At 50.2% G+C, this 20,514-nt stretch carries 22 protein-coding genes; 21 read left to right on the top strand and 1 reads right to left on the bottom strand.

Annotation, left to right across the window (positions count from 1 at the left end):
- On the top strand, window positions 1–783 hold a 783-nt coding region (locus JDF658_RS12775; protein ID WP_159446640.1), incomplete at its 5' end, for an RNA-guided endonuclease TnpB family protein.
- A gap of 200 nt (window positions 784–983) precedes the next feature.
- On the opposite strand, the gene cooS is transcribed toward JDF658_RS12775, so the two are convergent.
- Window positions 984–2,882, bottom strand: coding sequence for an anaerobic carbon-monoxide dehydrogenase catalytic subunit (gene cooS / locus JDF658_RS12780; protein ID WP_079907917.1), 1,899 nt, complete (start codon window positions 2,880–2,882; stop codon window positions 984–986).
- Window positions 2,883–2,976: 94 nt separating this feature from the next.
- Here cooS and JDF658_RS12785 point away from each other — a divergent pair, with 94 nt between their 5' ends.
- The 20 genes from JDF658_RS12785 (at window position 2,977) to JDF658_RS12875 (ending at window position 20,494) form a co-directional block, all read left to right on the top strand.
- Window positions 2,977–3,525 (top strand): GDSL-type esterase/lipase family protein, encoded by a 549-nt coding sequence (locus tag JDF658_RS12785; RefSeq protein WP_079907919.1) that lies wholly within the window; start codon window positions 2,977–2,979, stop codon window positions 3,523–3,525.
- Window positions 3,522–5,006 carry a coproporphyrinogen dehydrogenase HemZ gene (gene hemZ, locus JDF658_RS12790; RefSeq protein ID WP_079907921.1) on the top strand — a complete coding sequence of 495 codons (1,485 nt, stop codon included), beginning with the start codon at window positions 3,522–3,524 and terminating at the stop codon, window positions 5,004–5,006. Before JDF658_RS12785 ends, hemZ begins: the two co-directional genes overlap by 4 nt.
- A 142-nt stretch (window positions 5,007–5,148) precedes the next feature.
- Window positions 5,149–5,505, top strand: a complete 357-nt coding sequence (locus JDF658_RS12795; RefSeq protein WP_079907922.1) for a hypothetical protein — start codon at window positions 5,149–5,151, stop codon at window positions 5,503–5,505.
- 18 nt (window positions 5,506–5,523) lie between these two features.
- Window positions 5,524–6,543, top strand: coding sequence for a type IV secretion system protein (locus JDF658_RS12800; protein WP_159446641.1), 1,020 nt, complete (start codon window positions 5,524–5,526; stop codon window positions 6,541–6,543).
- Window positions 6,521–6,841: a hypothetical protein gene (locus JDF658_RS12805; protein ID WP_079907926.1), complete on the top strand. Its 321-nt coding sequence runs from the start codon at window positions 6,521–6,523 to the stop codon at window positions 6,839–6,841. Before JDF658_RS12800 ends, JDF658_RS12805 begins: the two co-directional genes overlap by 23 nt.
- A complete protein-coding gene (locus tag JDF658_RS12810) occupies window positions 6,825–7,451 on the top strand; it encodes a hypothetical protein (RefSeq protein ID WP_078664541.1) in 627 nt (208 codons plus the stop codon). The genes JDF658_RS12805 and JDF658_RS12810 overlap by 17 nt, the downstream gene beginning before the upstream one ends.
- Window positions 7,382–9,214: a VirB4 family type IV secretion system protein gene (locus JDF658_RS12815; RefSeq protein WP_143312012.1), complete on the top strand. Its 1,833-nt coding sequence runs from the start codon at window positions 7,382–7,384 to the stop codon at window positions 9,212–9,214. Before JDF658_RS12810 ends, JDF658_RS12815 begins: the two co-directional genes overlap by 70 nt.
- Window positions 9,186–9,824, top strand: coding sequence for a M23 family metallopeptidase (locus JDF658_RS12820; protein ID WP_159446642.1), 639 nt, complete (start codon window positions 9,186–9,188; stop codon window positions 9,822–9,824). The genes JDF658_RS12815 and JDF658_RS12820 overlap by 29 nt, the downstream gene beginning before the upstream one ends.
- 7 nt (window positions 9,825–9,831) lie before the next feature.
- On the top strand, window positions 9,832–10,491 hold the full coding sequence (gene cpaB / locus JDF658_RS12825; protein WP_159071914.1) for a Flp pilus assembly protein CpaB: 660 nt from the start codon (window positions 9,832–9,834) through the stop codon (window positions 10,489–10,491).
- Window positions 10,492–10,514: 23 nt separating this feature from the next.
- Window positions 10,515–11,789, top strand: coding sequence for an AAA family ATPase (locus tag JDF658_RS12830; protein WP_242946682.1), 1,275 nt, complete (start codon window positions 10,515–10,517; stop codon window positions 11,787–11,789).
- Window positions 11,717–12,943, top strand: coding sequence for a CpaF family protein (locus tag JDF658_RS12835; protein WP_078664546.1), 1,227 nt, complete (start codon window positions 11,717–11,719; stop codon window positions 12,941–12,943). The genes JDF658_RS12830 and JDF658_RS12835 overlap by 73 nt, the downstream gene beginning before the upstream one ends.
- Window positions 12,927–13,742 (top strand): type II secretion system F family protein, encoded by an 816-nt coding sequence (locus JDF658_RS12840; protein ID WP_159446643.1) that lies wholly within the window; start codon window positions 12,927–12,929, stop codon window positions 13,740–13,742. The genes JDF658_RS12835 and JDF658_RS12840 overlap by 17 nt, the downstream gene beginning before the upstream one ends.
- Window positions 13,739–14,596, top strand: a complete 858-nt coding sequence (locus JDF658_RS12845; RefSeq protein ID WP_079907933.1) for a hypothetical protein — start codon at window positions 13,739–13,741, stop codon at window positions 14,594–14,596. Before JDF658_RS12840 ends, JDF658_RS12845 begins: the two co-directional genes overlap by 4 nt.
- A gap of 19 nt (window positions 14,597–14,615) precedes the next feature.
- Window positions 14,616–14,789, top strand: coding sequence for a hypothetical protein (locus JDF658_RS14520; RefSeq protein WP_159071912.1), 174 nt, complete (start codon window positions 14,616–14,618; stop codon window positions 14,787–14,789).
- A 20-nt stretch (window positions 14,790–14,809) separates the two neighbouring features.
- Window positions 14,810–15,178 (top strand): DUF4320 family protein, encoded by a 369-nt coding sequence (locus JDF658_RS12850; RefSeq protein ID WP_159071911.1) that lies wholly within the window; start codon window positions 14,810–14,812, stop codon window positions 15,176–15,178.
- Window positions 15,165–15,605, top strand: a complete 441-nt coding sequence (locus tag JDF658_RS12855) for a pilus assembly protein TadG-related protein (RefSeq protein WP_078664550.1) — start codon at window positions 15,165–15,167, stop codon at window positions 15,603–15,605. The genes JDF658_RS12850 and JDF658_RS12855 overlap by 14 nt, the downstream gene beginning before the upstream one ends.
- 166 nt (window positions 15,606–15,771) lie before the next feature.
- Window positions 15,772–17,034, top strand: a complete 1,263-nt coding sequence (locus JDF658_RS12860; RefSeq protein WP_079907934.1) for a D-alanyl-D-alanine carboxypeptidase family protein — start codon at window positions 15,772–15,774, stop codon at window positions 17,032–17,034.
- Between the two features lie 78 nt (window positions 17,035–17,112).
- Entirely contained in the window at window positions 17,113–17,289 is a 177-nt protein-coding gene (locus JDF658_RS12865; RefSeq protein ID WP_078664552.1) for an aspartyl-phosphate phosphatase Spo0E family protein, read from the top strand.
- 166 nt (window positions 17,290–17,455) lie between these two features.
- A complete protein-coding gene (locus tag JDF658_RS12870) occupies window positions 17,456–18,658 on the top strand; it encodes an ABC transporter substrate-binding protein (RefSeq protein WP_078664553.1) in 1,203 nt (400 codons plus the stop codon).
- 132 nt (window positions 18,659–18,790) lie between these two features.
- The gene (locus JDF658_RS12875; protein ID WP_078664554.1) at window positions 18,791–20,494 is read left to right on the top strand and encodes a methyl-accepting chemotaxis protein; all 1,704 of its coding nucleotides are present in this window, start codon (window positions 18,791–18,793) and stop codon (window positions 20,492–20,494) included.
- The last annotated feature ends 20 nt before the right edge of the window (window positions 20,495–20,514 follow it).

A 20,514-nucleotide genomic window follows, 5' to 3' on the forward strand; every position in this document is an offset into this window, starting at 1 on the left:
CTGAGCAAAGTCCAGCAGGTAAAGCTGGTCTACGAACCCGGGACCGGCGACTGGTACCTGCACATAACCCACAGGGTCCCGGTAACCTATAAGGAAACCGGAAACGTCATGGCACTGGACCTGGGTATTGTGAACATCGCGGCCGGGGTAATCTCCGACGGCTTTTCTTTCCTCGTGCCCGGCGGGGAACTTCTGGCCCTCGACCGGTACTTCCAGAAAGAAAAAGCCAAATGTACCAAATCCACCAGCAGGCGCTGCATTGAGTTGAACGTCAAGTGGGGCAGGCAGCGCAACCACTACCTGCACGTACTGACCAGGTGGTTGGTCGACCTGGCAATTGCCCACAACGTTTCCACCATCGTAATCGGCGAATTAAAAGGTATTCGTGCGGACAGGGACTGGGGAGACGCGGGCAACCAGAAACTCCACGCCTGGCCGTTCAGTAAGATAATAAGCCTGCTCATTTATAAAGCGGCCCTCGCGGGCATCCGGGTGGTCAAGGTGTCGGAGAAGAACACCAGCACTACCTGCCCGGTGTGCGGCGAAAGGGTCAAGAAAGCCCGCGTGTATCGGGGGCTGTTCATCCACTGCGGTGTCGTACTGAATGCCGACCTGGTAGGCGCATATAATATTCTGCAAAGGTATCTCCGTGAGTCCGGTCTGGCACTGCCGGACCGGTCGGGAGTAGTGGGCGCACTGGCACGCCCTGCGGTCAACCTGTTCGTGTGGAGAAAAACCACACCGCCAGGCCGTGAACAGGGGACGTTCAGGCAGGCCGCTTAGGTCTGTTCCGGGCAGCCGCGAATTATAAAACCAACCACTTCTAGAAGGGGAACCCCACCCCTTTTAGGGGTGGGAGGATGTCAGATGGTGTGTCACAAGCAGGCCTGCCGGCCGCCGGTTAATAATCTTGAAGAACTGCTAAAAATGCTGGCCGAATAATAAAACCGCCCCCGGCTTCTGGGCCGCGGGGCGGTTGCCTGTTATACCGGCAGTCCTAAGCCCTGTCGTTTGTTATTGATATGCTGCTCGATCTCACTGGCTACCTGAACCGGGTCATCGCCAAGTATAACCTTGCCACCGGTCAGCTGTTCCACATCCTGGGTCAGCAGCTGGACCAAACGGGGTGCGCCGGTAATAAAGGGCGTGGGTGACAGGTGCGTGATGGTACCATAGGCTACGGCGAAGAAGCCGTCGATTGTGGCCTTTTGCTCCATCCATTCTGGTGCGGTAACGGCGATGGGAAGTTGCGGTACATCCACCTGCAGATGTTCGGCCAGGGCTGTTACCAGCATGGAGATACGGCCGGTATCGGTACAGGTGCCAAAGGGTAAAACCGGAGGAATCTTCAGCAGGTTACATACTTCCTGCAGCCCCTGACCTGCCTGGCTGATGGCATCTAGATTGCAGAGGCCTGCTACTTCCAGACCGTGTACACCGCAACCGCCTGCTACTACCAGGATGTCCCGCTTGATCAGTTCTTTAGTGAGACCTACGGTAGTGGTATCATGGGGTCCATTGCGCAAGGTGGTACAGTTGACCAGAGCGACAACACCTTTGAGTTTGTTGGCCTTGATTACATCCACCAGGGGATCCAGGGAGTTGCCCAGGGCCTGCAGCACGGCCTCAGTGGAGAAACCGGCAATGGCTTTCTGAGTTTTTAGCGGTACCCTGACAGTAATCCCCATGTTTTTTCGAGCCTTGAAGTTTTCGATGGCCAGATCGATGACGCGGTTGGCGATATTGGTCGCTTCGATGGGTTTATAATCCAGGGCATGGTGGAGACCGGGCAAACGCACGATGGTATTGACACTGATCAGAGTGAACTGATATTTTTCTGCATATTCACCCAGGTGCGGAGGTGAACAGTTTTCTTCCATGACGAAGGCATCAACAGTACCGGTGGCCAGTAATGGTTCAATGGCCAGCCAGTTGCCCATCAAGCCCACAAATACATCATCGACCGGGAAACGCTGAATCAATTCCTGGCCGGTTTCGATAGAACCGACAATCCGTAAACCCCTGGCGCCGGCGGCTTTGGCCTTGTTCTGGATATCGGCACTGCGGGCCAGCTGCAGGGTAGCGGCACCGATCCAGGGCTGATGGCCATTGAAAACGATATTGACATAGTCGCCATCCATAATGCCCAGGTCCACATTGACTTCATGGGGCATAGGAGTGCCATACAGGATATCCTGGACCATTTCCAGACCGATCTGAGCGGTGTAGATGGTGGCTATTCCCAGCCGCAGTGCTTTTTTGGCCAGAGAAACATAATCCCCGTCTACATTGGTTAAACAGCTGGCTACGGCATCCTGAATTTCGTAAACTACACCAGCGGGATAGATGGCCATTTTTTTCCAGACCTCTTTGCGTTTGCTGGGTGCGAATTTTTCTACCATGATGCTGGGGCTATCATGGTCTTTGTGCTGTTCAGCCAGGAGGAAATCAGCCAGCTGGGCAGCCATGGCGTTTATGTCCTGGTTGGTATTGATGCCAACAGTTTCACAGAACCAGCGCAGTTTGTTCTGGTCGGTGATGGTAAAGGGGGTCTTGCCTTCAGCTGTGGCTTTCAGGGTTTTGAAAGCCCAGTAGGCATGGTGTCCGTAGGTAGCGGCACCCATGATATTGCGCAGAAGCATATTGCGCATGGCCATACCATCACCATCGATACCACAGACACCCCGGGTAATCCCGGCTTGCTCACTAATACGGCAGGGTCCCTGAGTGCAGAGGGTGCAGCTCAGGCCTTGCAGACAGAATTTGCAGCGGATTTTTTCCATGGCCTGATAGCGGTCGAAAACAGTGGTGAGGTTGTCTTCACGGATTTTTTGCACCATTTCCTCTACCGAGTCGTGGTAGCTGATTCTGGTATCTGTCATAAACCCACTCCTTTCCTGGATTGCTCTACAATAGTTTTTACCCGTGGTTTTTTTCTATGCAGGATGGTATGATAAAACATGAGGTGATTTAAGGATGTGGGTAGCACTGGGCGATTCCCTGACCTATGGCTTTCCCTATAGCCCCCGGGAGTCCTGGGTGGCCCGGGTGGCGGAGGAACTGGGGATACAGATTGAAAACAGAGGGATTTGTGGAGATACGCTTACTGATATGGTCAGACGTCTGGAAAAGGATGTGCTGGGATATCAGCCCAGTCATTGTCTGGTACTGGGAGGAACCAATGATGTTTACCAGCTGCACTACCGTTTCCAGAGAAGCTGTCAGGCCTTTATGCAGATAATTGATGGTTTGCGCCGGCATAATATTATCCCCCTGGTAGGTTTGCCCTTACCGGTAGAAGAGGCAGAAATCAGTGCCCGCTTGCAGGAATTGCTGGCCTGGCAGCGGGATTTTTGCACGGAGGAAGGTATTATCCTGATTGACTTCTTTGCTGCCTTTCAAAGACAGGGCGGTATCGCTCTCTTGCCCGATGGGGTTCATCCCGGACGGGAGGGTTACCGCTTAATGGCTGAAACTGCTCTGGCTGTTTTACGGCCTTTATTCAAGGAGGAACAAAGTCGATGAAAATTTACTGGCAAGGACAGGAACCCATCAACGCAGAAGTAGTGCTAGATCTGTTAAGAGCAATTTATGGTGAAGTGGAACTATTGCCTGGGCCTGCCGGGGCAGATCTGTGTCTCTATCTCAGCTTTGAGCGGGAAGGGCAACAGATAAGGGTACAAACGGAAATCTGCCAGGAGGGACAATCAGAACTGGTCTGGCTGGAGCGCGAGCTGCACCGGGCAGAAGAAGATTATAACGGCCTGCGGCGGATTTGCCGTCTGGCCCTCCTTGAGGCCCTGTTGCCTTTCGCTGAAGCGGGCAAGCTGCCCTGGGGGGTACTGACTGGAATCAGGCCCACCAAAATCGTACATCGGATGCTGGCGGCCGGTTATCAACCCGGGGAAATTCGGGATTTGTTGCAAACCGGTTATGGCCTGACAGCAGAAAAGGCAGGGCTGTTGTTGCAAGTTGCACTGAGCCAGCGTCCCCTGCTGGCAAGACAGGAGCGGGAACAGAAGCGGATCGGGATTTACATAGGTATTCCTTTTTGTCCTACCAAATGCCTTTATTGCTCCTTTCCTTCTTATCCCCTGGCGCGCTGGCAGAAGTGGACGGAACCAGTATTAGCGGCCTTATTGAAAGAGATGGCGGCACTAGGAGAACAGGTCAGAGAGCTGGGGCTTACGGTGGAATCCATTTATGTCGGCGGGGGTACGCCCACTTCGCTGGATGCCCGGGAGCTCAGGCAGTTGATGACCGGCATCGAGCAAGCTCTTTTGCAACCGGGGACAGAGGAATTCACTGTGGAAGCAGGTCGGCCTGATACTATCAATAGAGAAAAATTGCAGTTGTTGCGGGCAGCCGGGGTTAACCGCATCAGTATCAATCCGCAGACCATGAATGAGGCAACCCTGCAGAAAATCGGCCGGGCCCATACTCCTGAACAGGTGGTGGAATGTGTCCGGCTGGCCCGGCAAATGGGCTTTCCGGTTTTGAACATGGATCTGATTATCGGCCTACCGGGCGAGGGGCGGGAGGAGCTGGAAGCTACCCTGGCCAGCATCAGTGAGCTGGCCCCTGAAAATCTGACAGTCCATACCCTGGCCTTAAAAAGAGCCAGCTTGCTGGCAGAGGCAAAACGGCAGGGGCAGAGCCTGGAACTGGCTTCGGCTGAAGAGGCGAAAGCGTTGCTGGCCCGGGTTTACCGCTATGCTGAAGAAGAGGGGTTAGAACCCTATTATCTCTACCGGCAAAAACACATGGTAGGTGCCCTGGAAAATGTGGGTTTTGCAGTGCCGGGTAAAGCCTGTCTTTATAACATCCAGATGATTGAGGAAAGACAAACAATCCTGGGTCTGGGCGCAGGGGCAGGTTCAAAGTGGGTAAGACCTGATTACACTTTAGTCAATACCTATAATCCGAAAGACCCCATTGCTTATCTAGAACGCATTGATGAGGTGATTGTGCGCAAAAAACAGGCATTACAGGAGTTGTTTGGCTAGCATACCGGGTAAACCCCGGTATTTTTGTTTGAAAATTGAACAAACCAGAGTATTGTAAAAAAGATTCTGACATGTTATTATAGTTATTGCCTGGCAGGCAAAAAGAGGAGTAAAAAGAAATTTCAACAAAGGATGGTTAAATATGTCGAAAAGGCGCTCTTTTTTCTGGCGGGAAATAGTGAAATATGTCGCATTCCTGCAGCTTTTGTCGCTAAATGGTATCGCCTGGGCAGCTAAAAGTAAAAAAGCTGAAATGCTGACAGGGGAAATCCAGGATATCTGGGAAAAAGTCAGCAGTCTATCCGATATCCTGATGTATCTCGGGGCTTTCGGAGCCATTCTGGGACTGGGGGTAACCGGAATCAAACTGACAATGGGTGGCTGGAGTACGGAGAATTTGCGAAAATGCAAGACCAGCGTGATTGTCGTAATGCTGGGGTTATTGCTGGTTGTGTCCAGCCGGGTCATGGTCGGAATTGTATATAATGCTGTGAAATAGGTGACCGGCATGGGCCAGATGAGGCGAAAATGGAAATTGTTGTTTACTGGTCTCTGTTTCATCTTTATACTCTTGAGCATAGCCAGTAAATCGCAGGCAAATCCTGCAGCCGGTGGGTTAGCAAAAGTTATTAGCGCAGCTGCCCCTGTTGTCGGGGAGGCAGTGGCCGGTGCAGTGATCGACCAAATCATCAGCAAAATCTCATCAGATCAGGGCCTCACACCGCAAGAAGCTACCTTGCTTACCTCCTACATTCTTTCAGCTATCCTGCTCGAAGCTAACCATCAGATCGTAGCTTTTATCCAGAGCTATTTAAGCTATCAGCAGTATGTCTTCTCGGACAATGGCTGGTTACAGCAATGGTGGACAAGCTATTTGCTAATCGTCAATTTACTGGCTGTATTTGTCCTAACTCTTTACGGGGCGGGCCTGCTCTGGCAGGCGGGATTACAGGTTATGGCAGCGAAAAGGTCTTTGAAAGAATTGATTCCGCGCCTTTTATTTGGCCTGCTGCTGGCCAATGGTATTGTGGCTCTGGTGGAAATGGTTTTACGGCTAAATGGTGCCCTGTGTCAGGGATTATTTAATCTGAATGCTGTCGGTGGGGCCCTGCAGCAGCTCCTGCCCGGGCTGAAGGTACAGGAAGGGGTTAACATCAACCTGGTTTTGCTGGTTCTTTATGCTATTGGCAGTACATTCGCTGCAGTTGTGATTATTTTGCGCCTGGCCATGATCAATTTGCTCACTTTGCTGGCACCGGTAGCGGCTTTGCTCTGGATTTGGCCGCAAACCCAGCACTTTTTCTGGAATTGGTTAAAAGAACTGTTAACCTGGGTTTTCAGTCAGCCTCTGCAGCTGTTAATTTTAACGGCCTTTGGTACAGTTATATTTCGCTCGCCTCAGGCTATTTCCCAGACACTGCTGGGGATAACCCTGTTTCTCTTCCTGGCAGCAACACCCTTCTGGCTGCGCAAGCTGGTAGCCAGCACTATCAAGGATAAGGATGAGGTTGAGCATGAACAGGCATTACACCTATAAAATTCCGCGCAACATGAATCATCCGGACAAAGTCTGGTCCAACGGTACCCACTATATTTCCTGGTTTGATGTTATCCTGAGTTTTGCCGGGATTTTGCTGATTTTCGCCCTGACCTATCTGGTCAAAAACATTCTGGTTCTTGTATTGAGTATTTTTCTGATTATGCTTGTCTGCGGGGTACTGGTTTTCTGGAAGCCCCGGGGCTGGCCGCTATATAAAATAGCCTTGCTATTTCTGATTGATAAAATGCGTCCAGCAGTTTGGGGGGAAGGGGAAAAATATGCCGGCAAGTATTAAACAATTGCTGGGTATAACCAGGGTAGAGGATGAGCTTGTAATTTTATCCAGGGATAGATATCGGGCTATTCTGGAAGTTCAACCTCCCAGCCTGGGTCTTTATGATTGGGAAAAGTGCCATCAATTTGATCTGGCTTTTGCCCGCTTGATGGACGGCTTGAACTTTCCGTTACAAATTCTGGTTCGTCCCGTGCCGGTGGATCTTTCCAGCCTGGAGGAGAAATTGAACCAGCTCCTGGCCCGGGAGTTCATGGAATCGAGGATCAAATTGCTAAAAGCCTATGCGCGCTGGCTCTATCAGGCTGTTCAGCAAAAACAGGTAGCAGAGAAAAAAATCTATCTGATTCTGGGCTGGGATGCGGTCCAGGTAAGGGAAGGGGCTTTGCAGCAGGCCCGGGAGGAATTGGATGAACGCTGTCGGCTGGTTCAGCAACTGGCCCGGAAAGAAGGAATCGGTATAAGACGGCTGAATACTATTGAAATTTTTGATTTTCTTTACCGTTGCCTTAATCCGGGTCTGGCAGAAAGGCAGGAAATAGAGTGGCAAAAATTTTTAGCAGATGGCAAAAAGGAAAAACCATGGATAAAACTGAAGAAACCATTGACTTAACCCGGAAATCCAGACCTGAAACCCAGCAGGATCCTCTTCCGATGCGCCTGCTGTTACCTTCGGCTGCAGCGCGCCACAACCAGCTGGCTGGCACCATGGTGATTAATGGTTATTATCAGGCGCACCTTTATTGCCTAGCTTTTCCTTACGAAGTGCCCATCGGCTGGTTACAACGGCTTTTCCGCTGGTCTGGACCTTGCTGGCACAGTCTGCACCTTGTCCCGCTGGATCGGTTGACCACCATGAAAAAACTGGCCCGTCAGCAGGTGAATGCGGGTTCAACCCTGGAAAATGCCCGCCGCAAGAACTATTTACTGGATCCAGAAGAGGCCGTGGTTTTCCAGGATGCTGAGGAGTTGCGTCATAGTCTGGTGCGCGGGGAACAGAAGATGTATCAGCTCTCCTGGTATGTGGCTGTTCAGGGGGAGACGGAAGAAGAAGTAAAAAGCAGCCTGCGGGATGTGGAAGCCGAACTGGGCAGTGCCGGTATCATCAGCCGGCGGGCTATCTGGCAGGCACCGGAAGCCTGGCTATCCGTCCTGCCCCTTGGCCTGGATCTATTGCAATATCAGCATACTTTCACATCAGAGGCACTGGCAGCCATCAATCCCCTGCATGTTCCCGTAGGTACCGGTTATACCGGAGTGGTGCTGGGCATTGAAGCCAAAACCGGTAAGCTGGTGGCCATAGACACTTTTGCCCTGACCAATGCCAATATAACCATTATGGCCATGAGCGGTGCCGGCAAAACTTATTTGACCAAAACCCTGATCACCCGGGAACATTTCTGGTATGGCAATGACCTGATTGTTATTGACCCGGAAGATGAATACGGCACCTTGATCTCTGAACTGGGGGGAGAACTGGTCAGACTGGATCTGCAACAGGGAGCGGGGATCAATCCCCTGGAGCTCTGGGGAGATAGTGAAGGCAATGGGCTGGCCGAAAAGATTGAGTGGTTGCTGGGCCTGTTCAGCTTAATGCTGGGGGAACTTGGTCCGGTTCAAAGAGGATTACTGGAGCAAGCCCTCATCAGAGCCTATCAGGCCCGCAGCACTATGCCCCTGAACCGGGGAGCAGCTATTGGACAAGAAGAGATAGTTATCGTTGGCAAGAAAAGACGCCAACCCCTGTTGACTGATGTTTATCAGCAGCTGGCTGAAATGGAAGATCCGGAAGCCCGCATCCTGTGTCAGGGACTCTATCGCTGGGTTTATGGAGCTGTAAATCTCTTTAACTGCCATACTGACCTTAATCTAAAAAACCCTCTGGTCTGTTTTGTCCTGAAGGGTCTGGATCAGGAGGAAGTGAAGGCAGTGGCTGCTTATGTAATCGCTGGCTATTGCTGGGGTAAAATGAAACGCCAGCGGGACCAGAGAAAGATCAGGCTGGTACTGGATGAGGCCCATTTACTTTTGAAATATCGGGATACCGCCAGCATTATGGCCCGCTTTGCCAGGCAATGCCGCAAGTATAATGCCGGTTTACTTACCATCAGTCAGAATGTGGATGAGTTTTTGCTTAGCGAGGAGGGCAGAGCGGTTGCCCTTAATTCTGCCGTGCAAATTCTCCTGCGCCAGCATGAAGCTGCCCTTGACCAGGTCAGTCAACAGTTTTGCCTGACCGATTTTGAGCGGGAATTCATCCAGCAAGCAGGGCGGGGGGAGGCCCTGGTGCGGGTAGCTATGACTGATGGTATGCAAAAGTATGGAATTAATGTGGTGGCCAGTGAATATGAACATGAAATTTACTGTTCTCGGTAGCCAGCAACGCTGGCTGGGCTTTTTCCTGCTGGTTCTGATCCTGGGGTTGCTTATGTTTTTAGGGGTTTATATCTGTATTTTCTGGATACTGCTTGAGGCCAATGGGGTAACAGTGAAACTGGGATTTCCTAATGTCAGGGAACAGATACAGTGGGAGGAGGTGGGTAAGGGGCAGCTACTGGGCAAATATGTTTTTCCTGTGCTGGGTAGCTATAACTACAGCGATTCCTGGGGGGCACCTCGCAGTTTTGGTGGTGAGCGCCAGCATGAGGGCACTGATATTTTTGCTCTCTGGGGCACTCCATTAATTGCCGTTACCGATGGTCTAATCGAAAAGCTGGGCTGGAATACTTATGGTGGCTGGCGTATCGGCTTACGCGGAGAAGATGGAATCTATTATTACTATGCCCATCTTTCTTCCTATGCTGCAGGGATTTATCCGGGGAAAAGGGTAAGCAAAGGAGAAATTCTGGGGTATGCAGGCAACTCCGGTTATGGACCGGTGGGAACGACCGGGCGGTTTCCGCCCCATCTTCACTTTGGCATTTATATTGATGGACAGGCTACCAACCCCTATCCATATTTGAAAATGTGGGAAGGAAACAGGTGACATGGTGGTGGAGAAAAGTTTTCTAAAAAAGAATCTGAGTTTGGTGCTGGCTATATTATTTGCTCTTGTGAGCTTTTTGTTATTGCAAAAATACGTTAATAGTATGATTCAGCCGGAAACTGCCGTGGTAGCTACCAGGAATATAAAATCCGGTGAGCTCTTTAGTGCTGATTCGGTGAAAGTGGAAGAAATACCCCGAAAAGGGGTCATCCCCGGTGTGATCCGCAATCCTGGCGCACTGGTAGGAAAGAGAGCTGCTTACCCTCTTCTGGCCGGTCAGCAGATCAGTGAAACCGCCGTCAAGTCAGGGCAGGGCGAGCTTCAGGTCGGACCGGATCAAAGGGTGGTTGCGATCAAGGCCACTCTCACCAATTCTCTGGGCGGGAGATTACATAAAGGGGATAAGGTGGATATTTTTGTGCGCTGGCAGGATAAAAACAGTGGGCTGGTGTACAGTCAGCCGTTGCTCAGTGGCATTACCGTACTGGGGGTGCTGGATGATCAGGGGCGGGACTTTGAGCAGAGACAAAAAGACGTGCTGGATAAGGGTGGGCGCCTCATGCCTGGTGCAGTGCTTTTGGCAATAGAACAGAAACGGGTAGCTGAGGTTTTGCGTTATGAGGTCCTGGGTGAACTGGTGCTGGCTGGCAGTACCCGCCTGGAGTGAGGGAGGGATGAAGTTTGCGCATCATGCTGGCTACCGGTGATGATATTCTGGCTCCGGTGATTACGGAAAGAAAAGACTGGGAACTGGTTGGGTTGGCCTTATTTGCTGAAGATGTGCTGGAGCAAATCAAGCTAACCGGGCCAGATCTGGTGATTATAGCAGATGAGCTGGATCCTCATCTGCGTACCAGTAAGAGGATCCGGCTGGAATATCCGGATCTGCGCCTGATCTATATCATTACCGATGAAAATAACCCTGTTACTTCTGATGACCTGCTAAAAATGGGCATTTACGATATTCTGCCTGGTGTCTTTAAAAAGAAGGATTTACTGGATTTGATTGCTAATCCCAGGAGCTGGCAGGATACCGTCTCGGCGGAGCAACTGCTGGAGCAACTGGTGGAAGAACCCGGGGAAGAAGCCCCAAAAGTTACTGAAATGATGCCAGCACCAAAACTGGTCTACAAGCAAAAAATTCTGGTTTTCTGGAATCCCAAACCCGGTACAGGGAAAACCTTTCTGGCCAGCGGGGTAGCATTGGCACTGGCGCAAAAAGGACTGAATGTGGGGTTTCTGGATGGGGATTTAAATAATCTGTGTGCTCCCTACTGGCTGGGGGTGGAAAACAAACAGTTTCCCTTGCACAAAGCTATTCGCTCGGGAGAAGAAAGCCGGATTCAGGCTCTGGGGCAGCCCCATCCCCTCTGGCCTAACCTTATTATCTACAGCGGGACGATCTATTGCCGACCTGAAAGTTACAGCCAGTTTGAACCGGAACAGTTTCGCTCTTTTATCAACAGAATGAAAAGCTGTTTTGATGTCATCATAATTGACACTGCCAGTGACTTAAAACTGGTAAGTACATATATCGCATTACAGGAAGCCAGTGAAGTTATTATTCCGGTGAATCAGGACTATTGTCAGTTGCTGGCCATCAAACGCTACTTGCAATTATGGCAGAGGTTGAATATGGATAGTGGGAAAATCTACTACTGGCCTAACGGAATCAATGCCGCTGTTAAACCGGCACTTTCAACCATGATGGAAATATTGCCCGGTCGCTGGGGCAAGCTCTTTCCTGACCTGGGCAGTGAAATATTTGAGCACTTGCTGGCCGGTGAGCATCCCTGGTTTAAACTGAAGGAAAAGGAGGCGAGCTGGGAGGAAAATCTCAGGACTCTCTTTCCAGCCTATCAGCCTCAGCCAGCAGGAAGAGGTGGTAGATTATGGCCATCGTTGATCTCCTTACCGAGCTGGCCAAGGCCAGGCTGGAAAAAGCTGATACCGAAGGAGAATTAACGGGATATAACCGTTTACTGAATGAGGTAAAGGATTATTTGCTAAAAAATCACAGCCAGCTGGTAGGACTTTCACTGACTGACCGGGAGAAAAAACAGGCTGTTGCCCAGATCATCCAGGACTATTTGACTGGAGAGACAGGCTATTTACTCCCCGATCTGGAAAAAATCAAACAGTATTGTATCCAGGAAATTTGCGGTTATGGACCGCTGGATGACTTGCTGGCCAATCCCGATATCAATGAAATCATGGTTAATAACTATCAGGAAATCTATATTGAAATAAATGGTCAGATTCAGAAAACCAGTCGGCAGTTTGCTTCAGAAGAACAGCTAATCAATGTAGTGCGTAAAATTCTGGCTCCGGTGGGAAGAAGCCTGGACCTGGCCAATCCCTATGTAGATGCCCGTTTGGCTGATGGCAGTCGCTTAAATGCGGTTTTGAGCCCCATTGCTGTGCACGGAACCTGTGTTACCATCAGAAAGTTTCCGGTGCGCTTTTATACCCCGGAGAATTTGCTGGAGCTGGGGACTTGCAGTCGGGAAATGCTGGATTTTCTACGAGAAGCAGTGAATAACCGGGCCAATATCCTGTTGGTCGGCGGTACCAGCTCGGGTAAGACCAGCACTCTGCGTTCCATCTGTGCCTATATTCCATCCCATGAACGGCTGGTTACCATTGAAGATGTGGATGAGCTGAAGCTGAAGCAGCTTCATCCCCATGTAGTCAGCCTGGAAGCCAGAAAAAGCAAGGAGTTCCCGATTACTCTTTATGATCTCTTACTCAATGCATTGCGCATGCGGCCTGACCGCTTGATTGTCGGGGAAGTGCGAGGCAAAGAGGCCCTGGAACTGCTGGAAGCGATGAATACCGGCCATGAAGGCAGTATGGGCACTTTGCATGCCAATAATGCCTTGCAGGCAATTCAGCGGCTGGTATTGATGATATTGCGTAACAGTATGGATTTGAATCCAGAACTGGTGATGCGTTTGGTCTGTCAAACCCTTGATTATATCGTTACCATGAAGAGATTGAGTAATGGTAAAAGGGTGATGCTGGCAATAACTGCTGTCAGGGGCTACCAGCAGGGGGAACCCTGGCTGGAGGATGTCTTTTACTTCGAGGAGGACAGATTTTATGCTGCTAGCAGCTGAGCTGTTTTTGGCCGTTTCGGCTTGTTTGCTGGTCTGGTGGGCTTTTCGTGAAAATGAACTTGAGTTAATTGCCACCCTTTACAGGAAGCTTCCCAAACAGGTAGTTCTGGTGCTGGGTGGGGTACTGCTGGGAGCTGGCGTTGGTTTTTTGAGTGGAAGCAATTTCATTATTATTCTTCTGATTTTTTGTGGTGGAGCATTGCCCTATTTCTTTTATCGTAAACAGTTGATTCGCCAGCAACAACGGCTGGTAGAACAGATGGTAGCTTGCCTTTACCAGCTGGCTTCTTTATATGGGGTCTGTAATAATGTCTATCATGCTTTTGTGCAGACTGCCCAAACAGCTCCTGAACCGCTGAAGTCAGTCTTGCAGGAATTGCTGGCTGACTGGGAACTGGCCGGCTTGTCCACAAATGAAGCTATGGCCCGATTGGAGGAACGCATTCCCCATGATGATGTTCGTTTCTTCTGCCGCATTATTAGCCTGGCAGAACAGACAGGGGGAAACATCAAAGACATCATGTTACAGGTGCCAGAGTCCTTACAGGAACGACAGCTTTTAAGGGAAGAGGGTATGGCGGAACTAAAAGGTTATATCGCCCAGGCCTGGCTTTTAATCTTACTGGTACCTGGCTTTTTGTTGACCTTTTATCTATTGCAGCCTGAATTCATCTATTTATTAATGGATACTGCCCTGGGCAAGGGAGCTCTTTCCCTGGTGCTTTTTATAACTGCGCTGGCGGCTTATCTGGTAGACAGGGTGGTTTCCCCGCAGGAATGGGAGGATATGGCACGGTGATAAAGCTGCTAATTGCTTTGCTGGCTTTGGCCAGCGGCTGGCTGGTTAAAACCATATTAAAAAAAATCCTGACAAGCTATAACTCCAGGGAGCAAAAACGCCTGGAGTTGATCCAGCGCATAGGGTTTCTGCCCTCAGAGGAAAAGGATTTGACTAACAGATTGATGGAAAAATATTTGCTGTACTGGTATAAGCAGAGATTAAACTGGCTGGGCGGAGAACTGCAACCTGCCTTGCTGCGGGAAATAAAAAGAACTGCCGGACTGGGGTTGTTAGTGGTTTTTACCGGTATCTTACTGGCCATATTTAAACATAAAGTTTCCATACTGATTTACTGGACGGGGATGGGGATATTGCTCATTCACTGGCCTCTTATAAAAAAGCGCCGTGTTTATTTGCGCCAGCGGCAACAACTACAACGGGAAATGCCCAATTTAATTGATGGGGTCAGGGTTTTGCTGGGAGCGGGGTTTAGCTGTGCCCAGACTTTATCCTACTGGAAGCGCTTTGCTGGCCCTGCCCTCTTACCTTACCTGCAACAGCTGGAACAGGAGGCTGATTTGGAAGGGCTGGAAACGGCCTTAACCAGATTTGGTACCAGGGTAAATACCGCCCCGGCACAGGTACTGGTTTCCCTGTTGCTGCAGGAAATGCGCGGAGGAATAGATATAAGGGCAGCTGTTGGCCAGTTATCCGGTTATCAGCGCAAAATACGCTGGCAACAACTGCGGGGAGAGCTGAAGAAAAAACCGGTGTACCTGGCCTTGCTGGGAGCTATCCTCTTTGCTAATTTGTTTATCTTAATTGGAGTGCCGACAGTACAACTGATTTTACGAATACGACAGCTTAACTGAGATAAAGGAGGCGTAGGGAGTGAACAGGAAGTGGCAAAAACTGCTTTGCGAACGCGGGGATTTCGTGCAAAATGCTTTATATCTGGCCCTGGTGGTGATTTTTGGGATAGGAGTGCTATCCGCTTTTGGCCAGGAAATTGTGCAGCAATTTCAGGCCATCATCGACAAATTTGCCGCCACCCGTCCCCGTTAGGGCAGAGGGGTAGTGCTTATGTGGAGCTAGTCCTGGTCTTGCCAGTACTGCTGTTTTTATTGTTTGCCATCCTTGAAGGCGGAATCCTCATGGGGGTGGACAATTCCCTGGTTTCGGTTGTGGATTATGGCATCAGAGCAATGGCGGTAGAAGGGGGAATGACAGAGGAGATTGAGGAAAAGGTCAGACAACAGCTCAACTTGAGAGGGATCGATCCCGACCAGGTGAGAATAGAAGCCAGCTGGCAGCCGGTTCAGTTTCAGGAGGAGATTTTTCTGCGCCTGCACTATGATTATCCCTTGCGCTTGTTTGCTATCGAGGATGTACTGGAAATAACTATCCCGCTCAAGGCGGAAACGGTGGGAATCAGTGAACATGTTTTTCGTTGAGGAAAAAGGGACCAATACAGGCTGGCTGGTGCTGTTGCTGCCAGTTTTACTGCTGTTACTGGGCTGGGTTACGGATATTTCTATGTTATATATTGCCAGTAACCAGCTCCAGCATATCGCTGATAAAGCAGGTGAAGGAGCATTGACCACTTCCATAATAATGAATGTAATCCAGGAAGAAGGAACCATAAAGGTAGACCCTGTTCAGGCAGAAGAAAATTTTCAGCGGCTTTTGACTGCCAATGCCGAGCGCGAGGGCTGGGTTTTTACTGATGTTAAGCTGACCAGGTTGGAAATAGAACCGGAAGGCCCGCCCCGGCTGAGCTGTCGCCTGGAAGGGGAATACAGGCCAGTTTTTATGGGTTTCTGGCGAGAAAAAGTAACGCTGGGGGTAGAGAGCGAGGTTGTACTGGAGGATATACCTTGATGTAAACAATTTGACAGACAGGCTCTGAAAAAGTGGTATAATATATACGAACAACTTCACAACCTCCCAACACAACCTCTAACTTTTCTCCTGGCCCTTGGTTAACAAGGGCTATTTTTTTTGGTATACTTACAGGGGATGATGTGAGTGCAGGGGAGTGAAATCATTGCTGAGAAAATGGTTTGTCTGGCTTATTCTAACTGTACTGGTGGGACAGGCAGTTTTGCCCGCCAAAGCCTGGGCTGCCAGGGAACCTTTGATTGTCGGTAAAGGCGCGGTGCTGATTAATGGCAGAACGGGAGAAATAATCTGGAGTAAAAACCCGGATCAGAAGCTCTATCCAGCCAGTACCACCAAAATCCTGACTACTCTGTTGGCCCTGGAAAAGGGCAATCTAGATGATATTGTTACAGTCAGCCGCAGGGCGATGCAACAGGAAGGCAGTGCCATCTGGCTGCAGGAAGGAGAGCAGATTAGTTTACGGGATCTGCTCTATGCTGTAATGCTGAATTCCGCCAATGATGCTGCAGCGGCGGTGGCTGAACATATTGGTGGCTCGATAGAGAATTTTGCCCAAATGATGAATGAACGGGCCCGTCAGGCAGGGGCTGTCAATTCCCATTTTGCCAATCCCAATGGTTTGCCCAATCCGGATCATTATACTACCCCTAAGGACCTGGCATTAATCGCCTATGCTGCCATGCAGAATCCCCATTTTCGGGAAATTGTGGCCAGCAAGACTTTTAATATTAAAAGACAGGATCCGGCGGCTTTGACGCAGTTAATTAATCACAATAAACTGCTCTGGCGCTATCCAGGAGCTAATGGCATTAAAACCGGATATACTGTAGCCGCTCGTCAGTGCCTGGTCGCCTCTGCCCAAAGGGATGGGGAGGAATTTATCGCAGTTGTCCTGGGCAGTGAAGGCAGAAATATCTGGACCGATTGTACCACACTTCTGGATTATGGTTTTAACAATTTCAAAACTGTACTGGCAGCTAAAGCCGGTGAAAAAGTGGGAGAAGTGCCAGTTAGTGAAGGAGCGAAGAAAGCGGTTGCCATACTGAAAGAGGATCTTTATGTGACGGTTCCCAAAGACCAGCCTTTACCCAGCTGGAGCCGAGCAGCCCACCTGCTGGATAATGTGCAGGCACCGGTAGAAAAAGGCCAGAAGCTGGGGGAAATGGTGCTGCTCCTGGGGGATAAACCGCAGGCCAGGGCGGAAGTGGTGGCGGAATCAGGAGTAGCCAAAAAGAAATGGGCCAGTTTTGTTACCAGCACGGGCCAGGTCTGGAGTGAATATAAGTGGTGGTTTTTTGGTTCAGGAGGGATGGTGCTGGTCGGAGGTTATTTGCTGGCCCTGGCCAGAAAAAAGAGACGTCAGCAACGCAGATTTTCCCGCTATTATTACGATGATTCGGAATATTAGAACTTTCCATTGCTGACACAAATCGACAGTTGTTGTTGTGCCTTCCTGCTTTAATTGAATTAGAAGGAGGCGAGCGGTATGAGAAAACAATTCTTAGAGCTGTTGCTGGAAATGATTGATCGGGAGCGAAGTAAACTGGAGGAGCTCTGGCTGGAATGGGGTAGCACCCAGCACCCCCTGGTTTACCACCAGAGCTGTAAGCTGGACAAATTGATCAACCTTTACCAGCGTCAGAAGTTTTTTTGTAGTTGTTGAAAAGAAGCCTGCTGATAATTCTGAAGGCAAATGAATCGGCCTTCAGAATTTTTTTGTTTTTTCTGTCTATTTAGCAGGGAAATTAGAAGACATGTAGAATATAGTGTTGTATAAAAGATGCTCTAACAAAACAATTGTTACAAGACAAAGGAGGTATTTTCAGGGTATGAAGGGAAAAAAGTTGTGGAGTCTGGTGTTAGCGGGAGCTTTGCTGGCTAGCGGGCTGTCCGGTTGCGGCACCCAGGCTGGCAAGGAAGGGGAGCAAAAGCAGAGTGGAGATAACCAGGCCGGTGGCGGCGAGATTTTAATCGGTACCAACTTTGAGATGACCGGTAATGCTGCCTCCTACGGTCAGGGTTCAGTTAAAAACATCCGGCTGGCTATTGAAGAAATCAATGCTGCCGGCGGCGTACTGGGCAAAAAGATTCGCCTGGTGGAAGGGGATAACAAGAGTGAACCTTCCGAATCCGCCAATGTTACCACAAAGCTTATCACTCAGGACAAAGTGGTGGCCATTATCGGGCCGGCAGCCAGCTCCAATGCGATTGCTGCTGCGCCGATCTGTGATCAGTTTGGCATTCCCCTGGTACCTTCCAGTGCTACCGCTTCTGGCGTAACAGTGGACAAAGATGGCAAGACCCATCCTTATGTTTTCCGGACCTGTATGATTAACCCCTTCCAGGGTAAAGTTGGTGCTGCTTTTGCCATTGACACTCTGAAGGCCAAGACTGCGGTAATTGTGGTGGATAACAGTACCGACTACAGTAAGGATCTGGCTGCTGAATTTGAGAAGAACTTTATCGAAAAAGGCGGTAAGATTCTGGGCAAAGAAGCCTATCTGGCCAAGGATACTGACTTCCGGGCTATCCTGACCAAAATCAAGCAAATGAATCCTGATATTATCTATCTCCCTGGTTACTATAACGAATCCGCTCTCTTCATCAAACAAGCCCGGGAACTGGGCCTGAACCTGCCCATCGTCGGTGGGGATGCCTGGGATTCCCCGACTCTGGTTGAAGTAGCTGGGGCCAAGGCGCTGAACAATACTTTCTTCACTAACCACTATTCTATCGAAAGCCAGAACGAATTGTCTAAAAAGTATGTAGAAGCCTATCAGAAGAAGTATGGCGAGTTGCCTGATGCCATCGGTGCGATGGCCTATGACGCCGCTTACCTGGTAGCAGATGCTATCAAGCGGGCTGGCAGCGCTGATCCCAAAGCTATTCGCGATGCTCTGGAAGCCACCAAGGATTTCAAGGGCATTTCCGGTACTATCACCTTTGATGATAAGCACAATCCCATCAAGAGTGCCTTTATCATCGAGTTTGTGGATGGCAAGCAGAAACTGAAGACCATCGTAGAGCCCTAAGAGAAAGGCAGCCCACTACAGTGAGAGGTAGTGGGCTGTTGTTTTTTTCTGTCAACAAAAAGCAGGATTTCAGGGATAAATGTCGAATGTGTCAACTGTTAAAACCTGAACAAGCGAAGGGAAGTGTGGGAGATGAAGCTCTGGCGTTTGCGCTTGAATTTTCGCTGGAAACTGGCTGTTGTCTTGATGTTTGCCGTTTTCATCACAGCGGTTTCCATGGGTATCTATGCGGTTTATCAGGAAAAACAGGAGCTGGCAGCTGTTGTTCAGGAGCGATTGCGACATAATGGCAGGATGGCACTGGCTTACCTGGATGTGTTATATCCAGGGCCCTGGCGGGTGGAAAATGGCCTCCTGTACAAGGGGAATATTCAGATCTCCTACAATGACCGGCTAGTTGATGATTTGCGGGATAAAACCGAGTGCCTGGTTACCTTCTTCCTGGGGGATACCAGAGTTGCCACTACAATCCGGGATGAGTTCGGTCGGCGCATAATTTCCACCCAGGCCGCACCGGAGATAGCCCGACAGGTGCTGGCTGGCAAGGAATTTCAAGGGGAAGCTGACGTACTGGGCAAAAAACTGCAGACAGCCTACTTTCCTTTGCAAGATGAAAATGGTCGCACTATCGGTATGTTTTTTATCGGCAGTGACCACCGGGACTATGATGCCAAATTGAATGGTTTAATCTGGAATTTCATTTGGGCCCTCCTGTTTGGCCAGCTGATGGCCAATGTCCTGGCCTGGTATGTCGCCCGTCATTTCAGCCGACCGGTGCAGGCCATACAGCAGGCTATGTCCCGGGCGGAGCAGGGGGATTTGACAGTGCGGGTCCCTGTTACCACCAAGGATGAACTGGGGGATCTGGCGGATAATTTCAACAGCATGCTGTTGCGCCTGAGCCAGGCCTTCCAGGAAGTGAATGAAACTGCCCACCAGCTGGCGGGCTCAGCCCAGCAATTATCTTCAGCGGCGGAAGAATCCAGTCGTACTACCGAGCAGATTGCCTCTACCATCAATCAGGTGGCCCAGGGGACAGAAAGTCAGGCCAAGAGCGTGGAGGATACAGCCAATATTATCAGTGAAATGTCCAAACTGGCCCAGCAAATTGCGGCCAATGCCCATGGCGTTTTGTCTGCGGCCCGGGAGATGGATGAAAGTGCCCAGGCCGGGGAAAAAGCCATTGAGCAGGTAATGGAAAAAATGGCCCATATCAATCAGTCAGTTGCTGAATTTGCTAACCAGATTAGCTCTCTGGGCAACAGAAGTCAGGAGATCGGCAAGATCGTAGATGTGATTACCGGTATTGCCAAGCAGACCAATTTACTGGCTTTAAATGCTGCCATTGAGGCAGCCCGGGCCGGTGAACATGGCCGCGGTTTTGCCGTAGTGGCAGATGAGGTGCGCAAGCTGGCAGAACAATCCGCTGAAGCCACCACCCAGATTTCGGGCCTGATTAAAGAAATTCAGGGTGAAACGGTAAAGGCTGTGCAGGGCATGGAAGAGCGCCGGCAGGAAGTAGAGCAGGGCACGGCCATCGCCCAGAACGCAGTCCTGGCTTTCCGAAATATTATCGAGGCTATCAATAAGGTCAATAACCAGATTGCCTCTGTGACTCAGGCTACTGACCAGATGGCGGAAGGCGGCGATGTGGCTGTGCAGGCTATCGAAAACATTGCCAGCATATCCGAACAGACAGCGGCCAGTGCCCAGCAGGTGGCGGTTGCTGCCGAGGAACAGACCGCCTCTTCCCAGGAAGTGGCTGCCTCAGCAGGTATGCTGTCATCACTGGCTGATCGCTTGCAAAGCATTACCAGTCGCTTTCAAGTCAAATAGACCCTGCGATATGTGGCGGT

The organism is Carboxydocella sp. JDF658, from assembly GCF_002049395.1.
In the GTDB taxonomy this organism is placed as follows: Bacteria; Bacillota.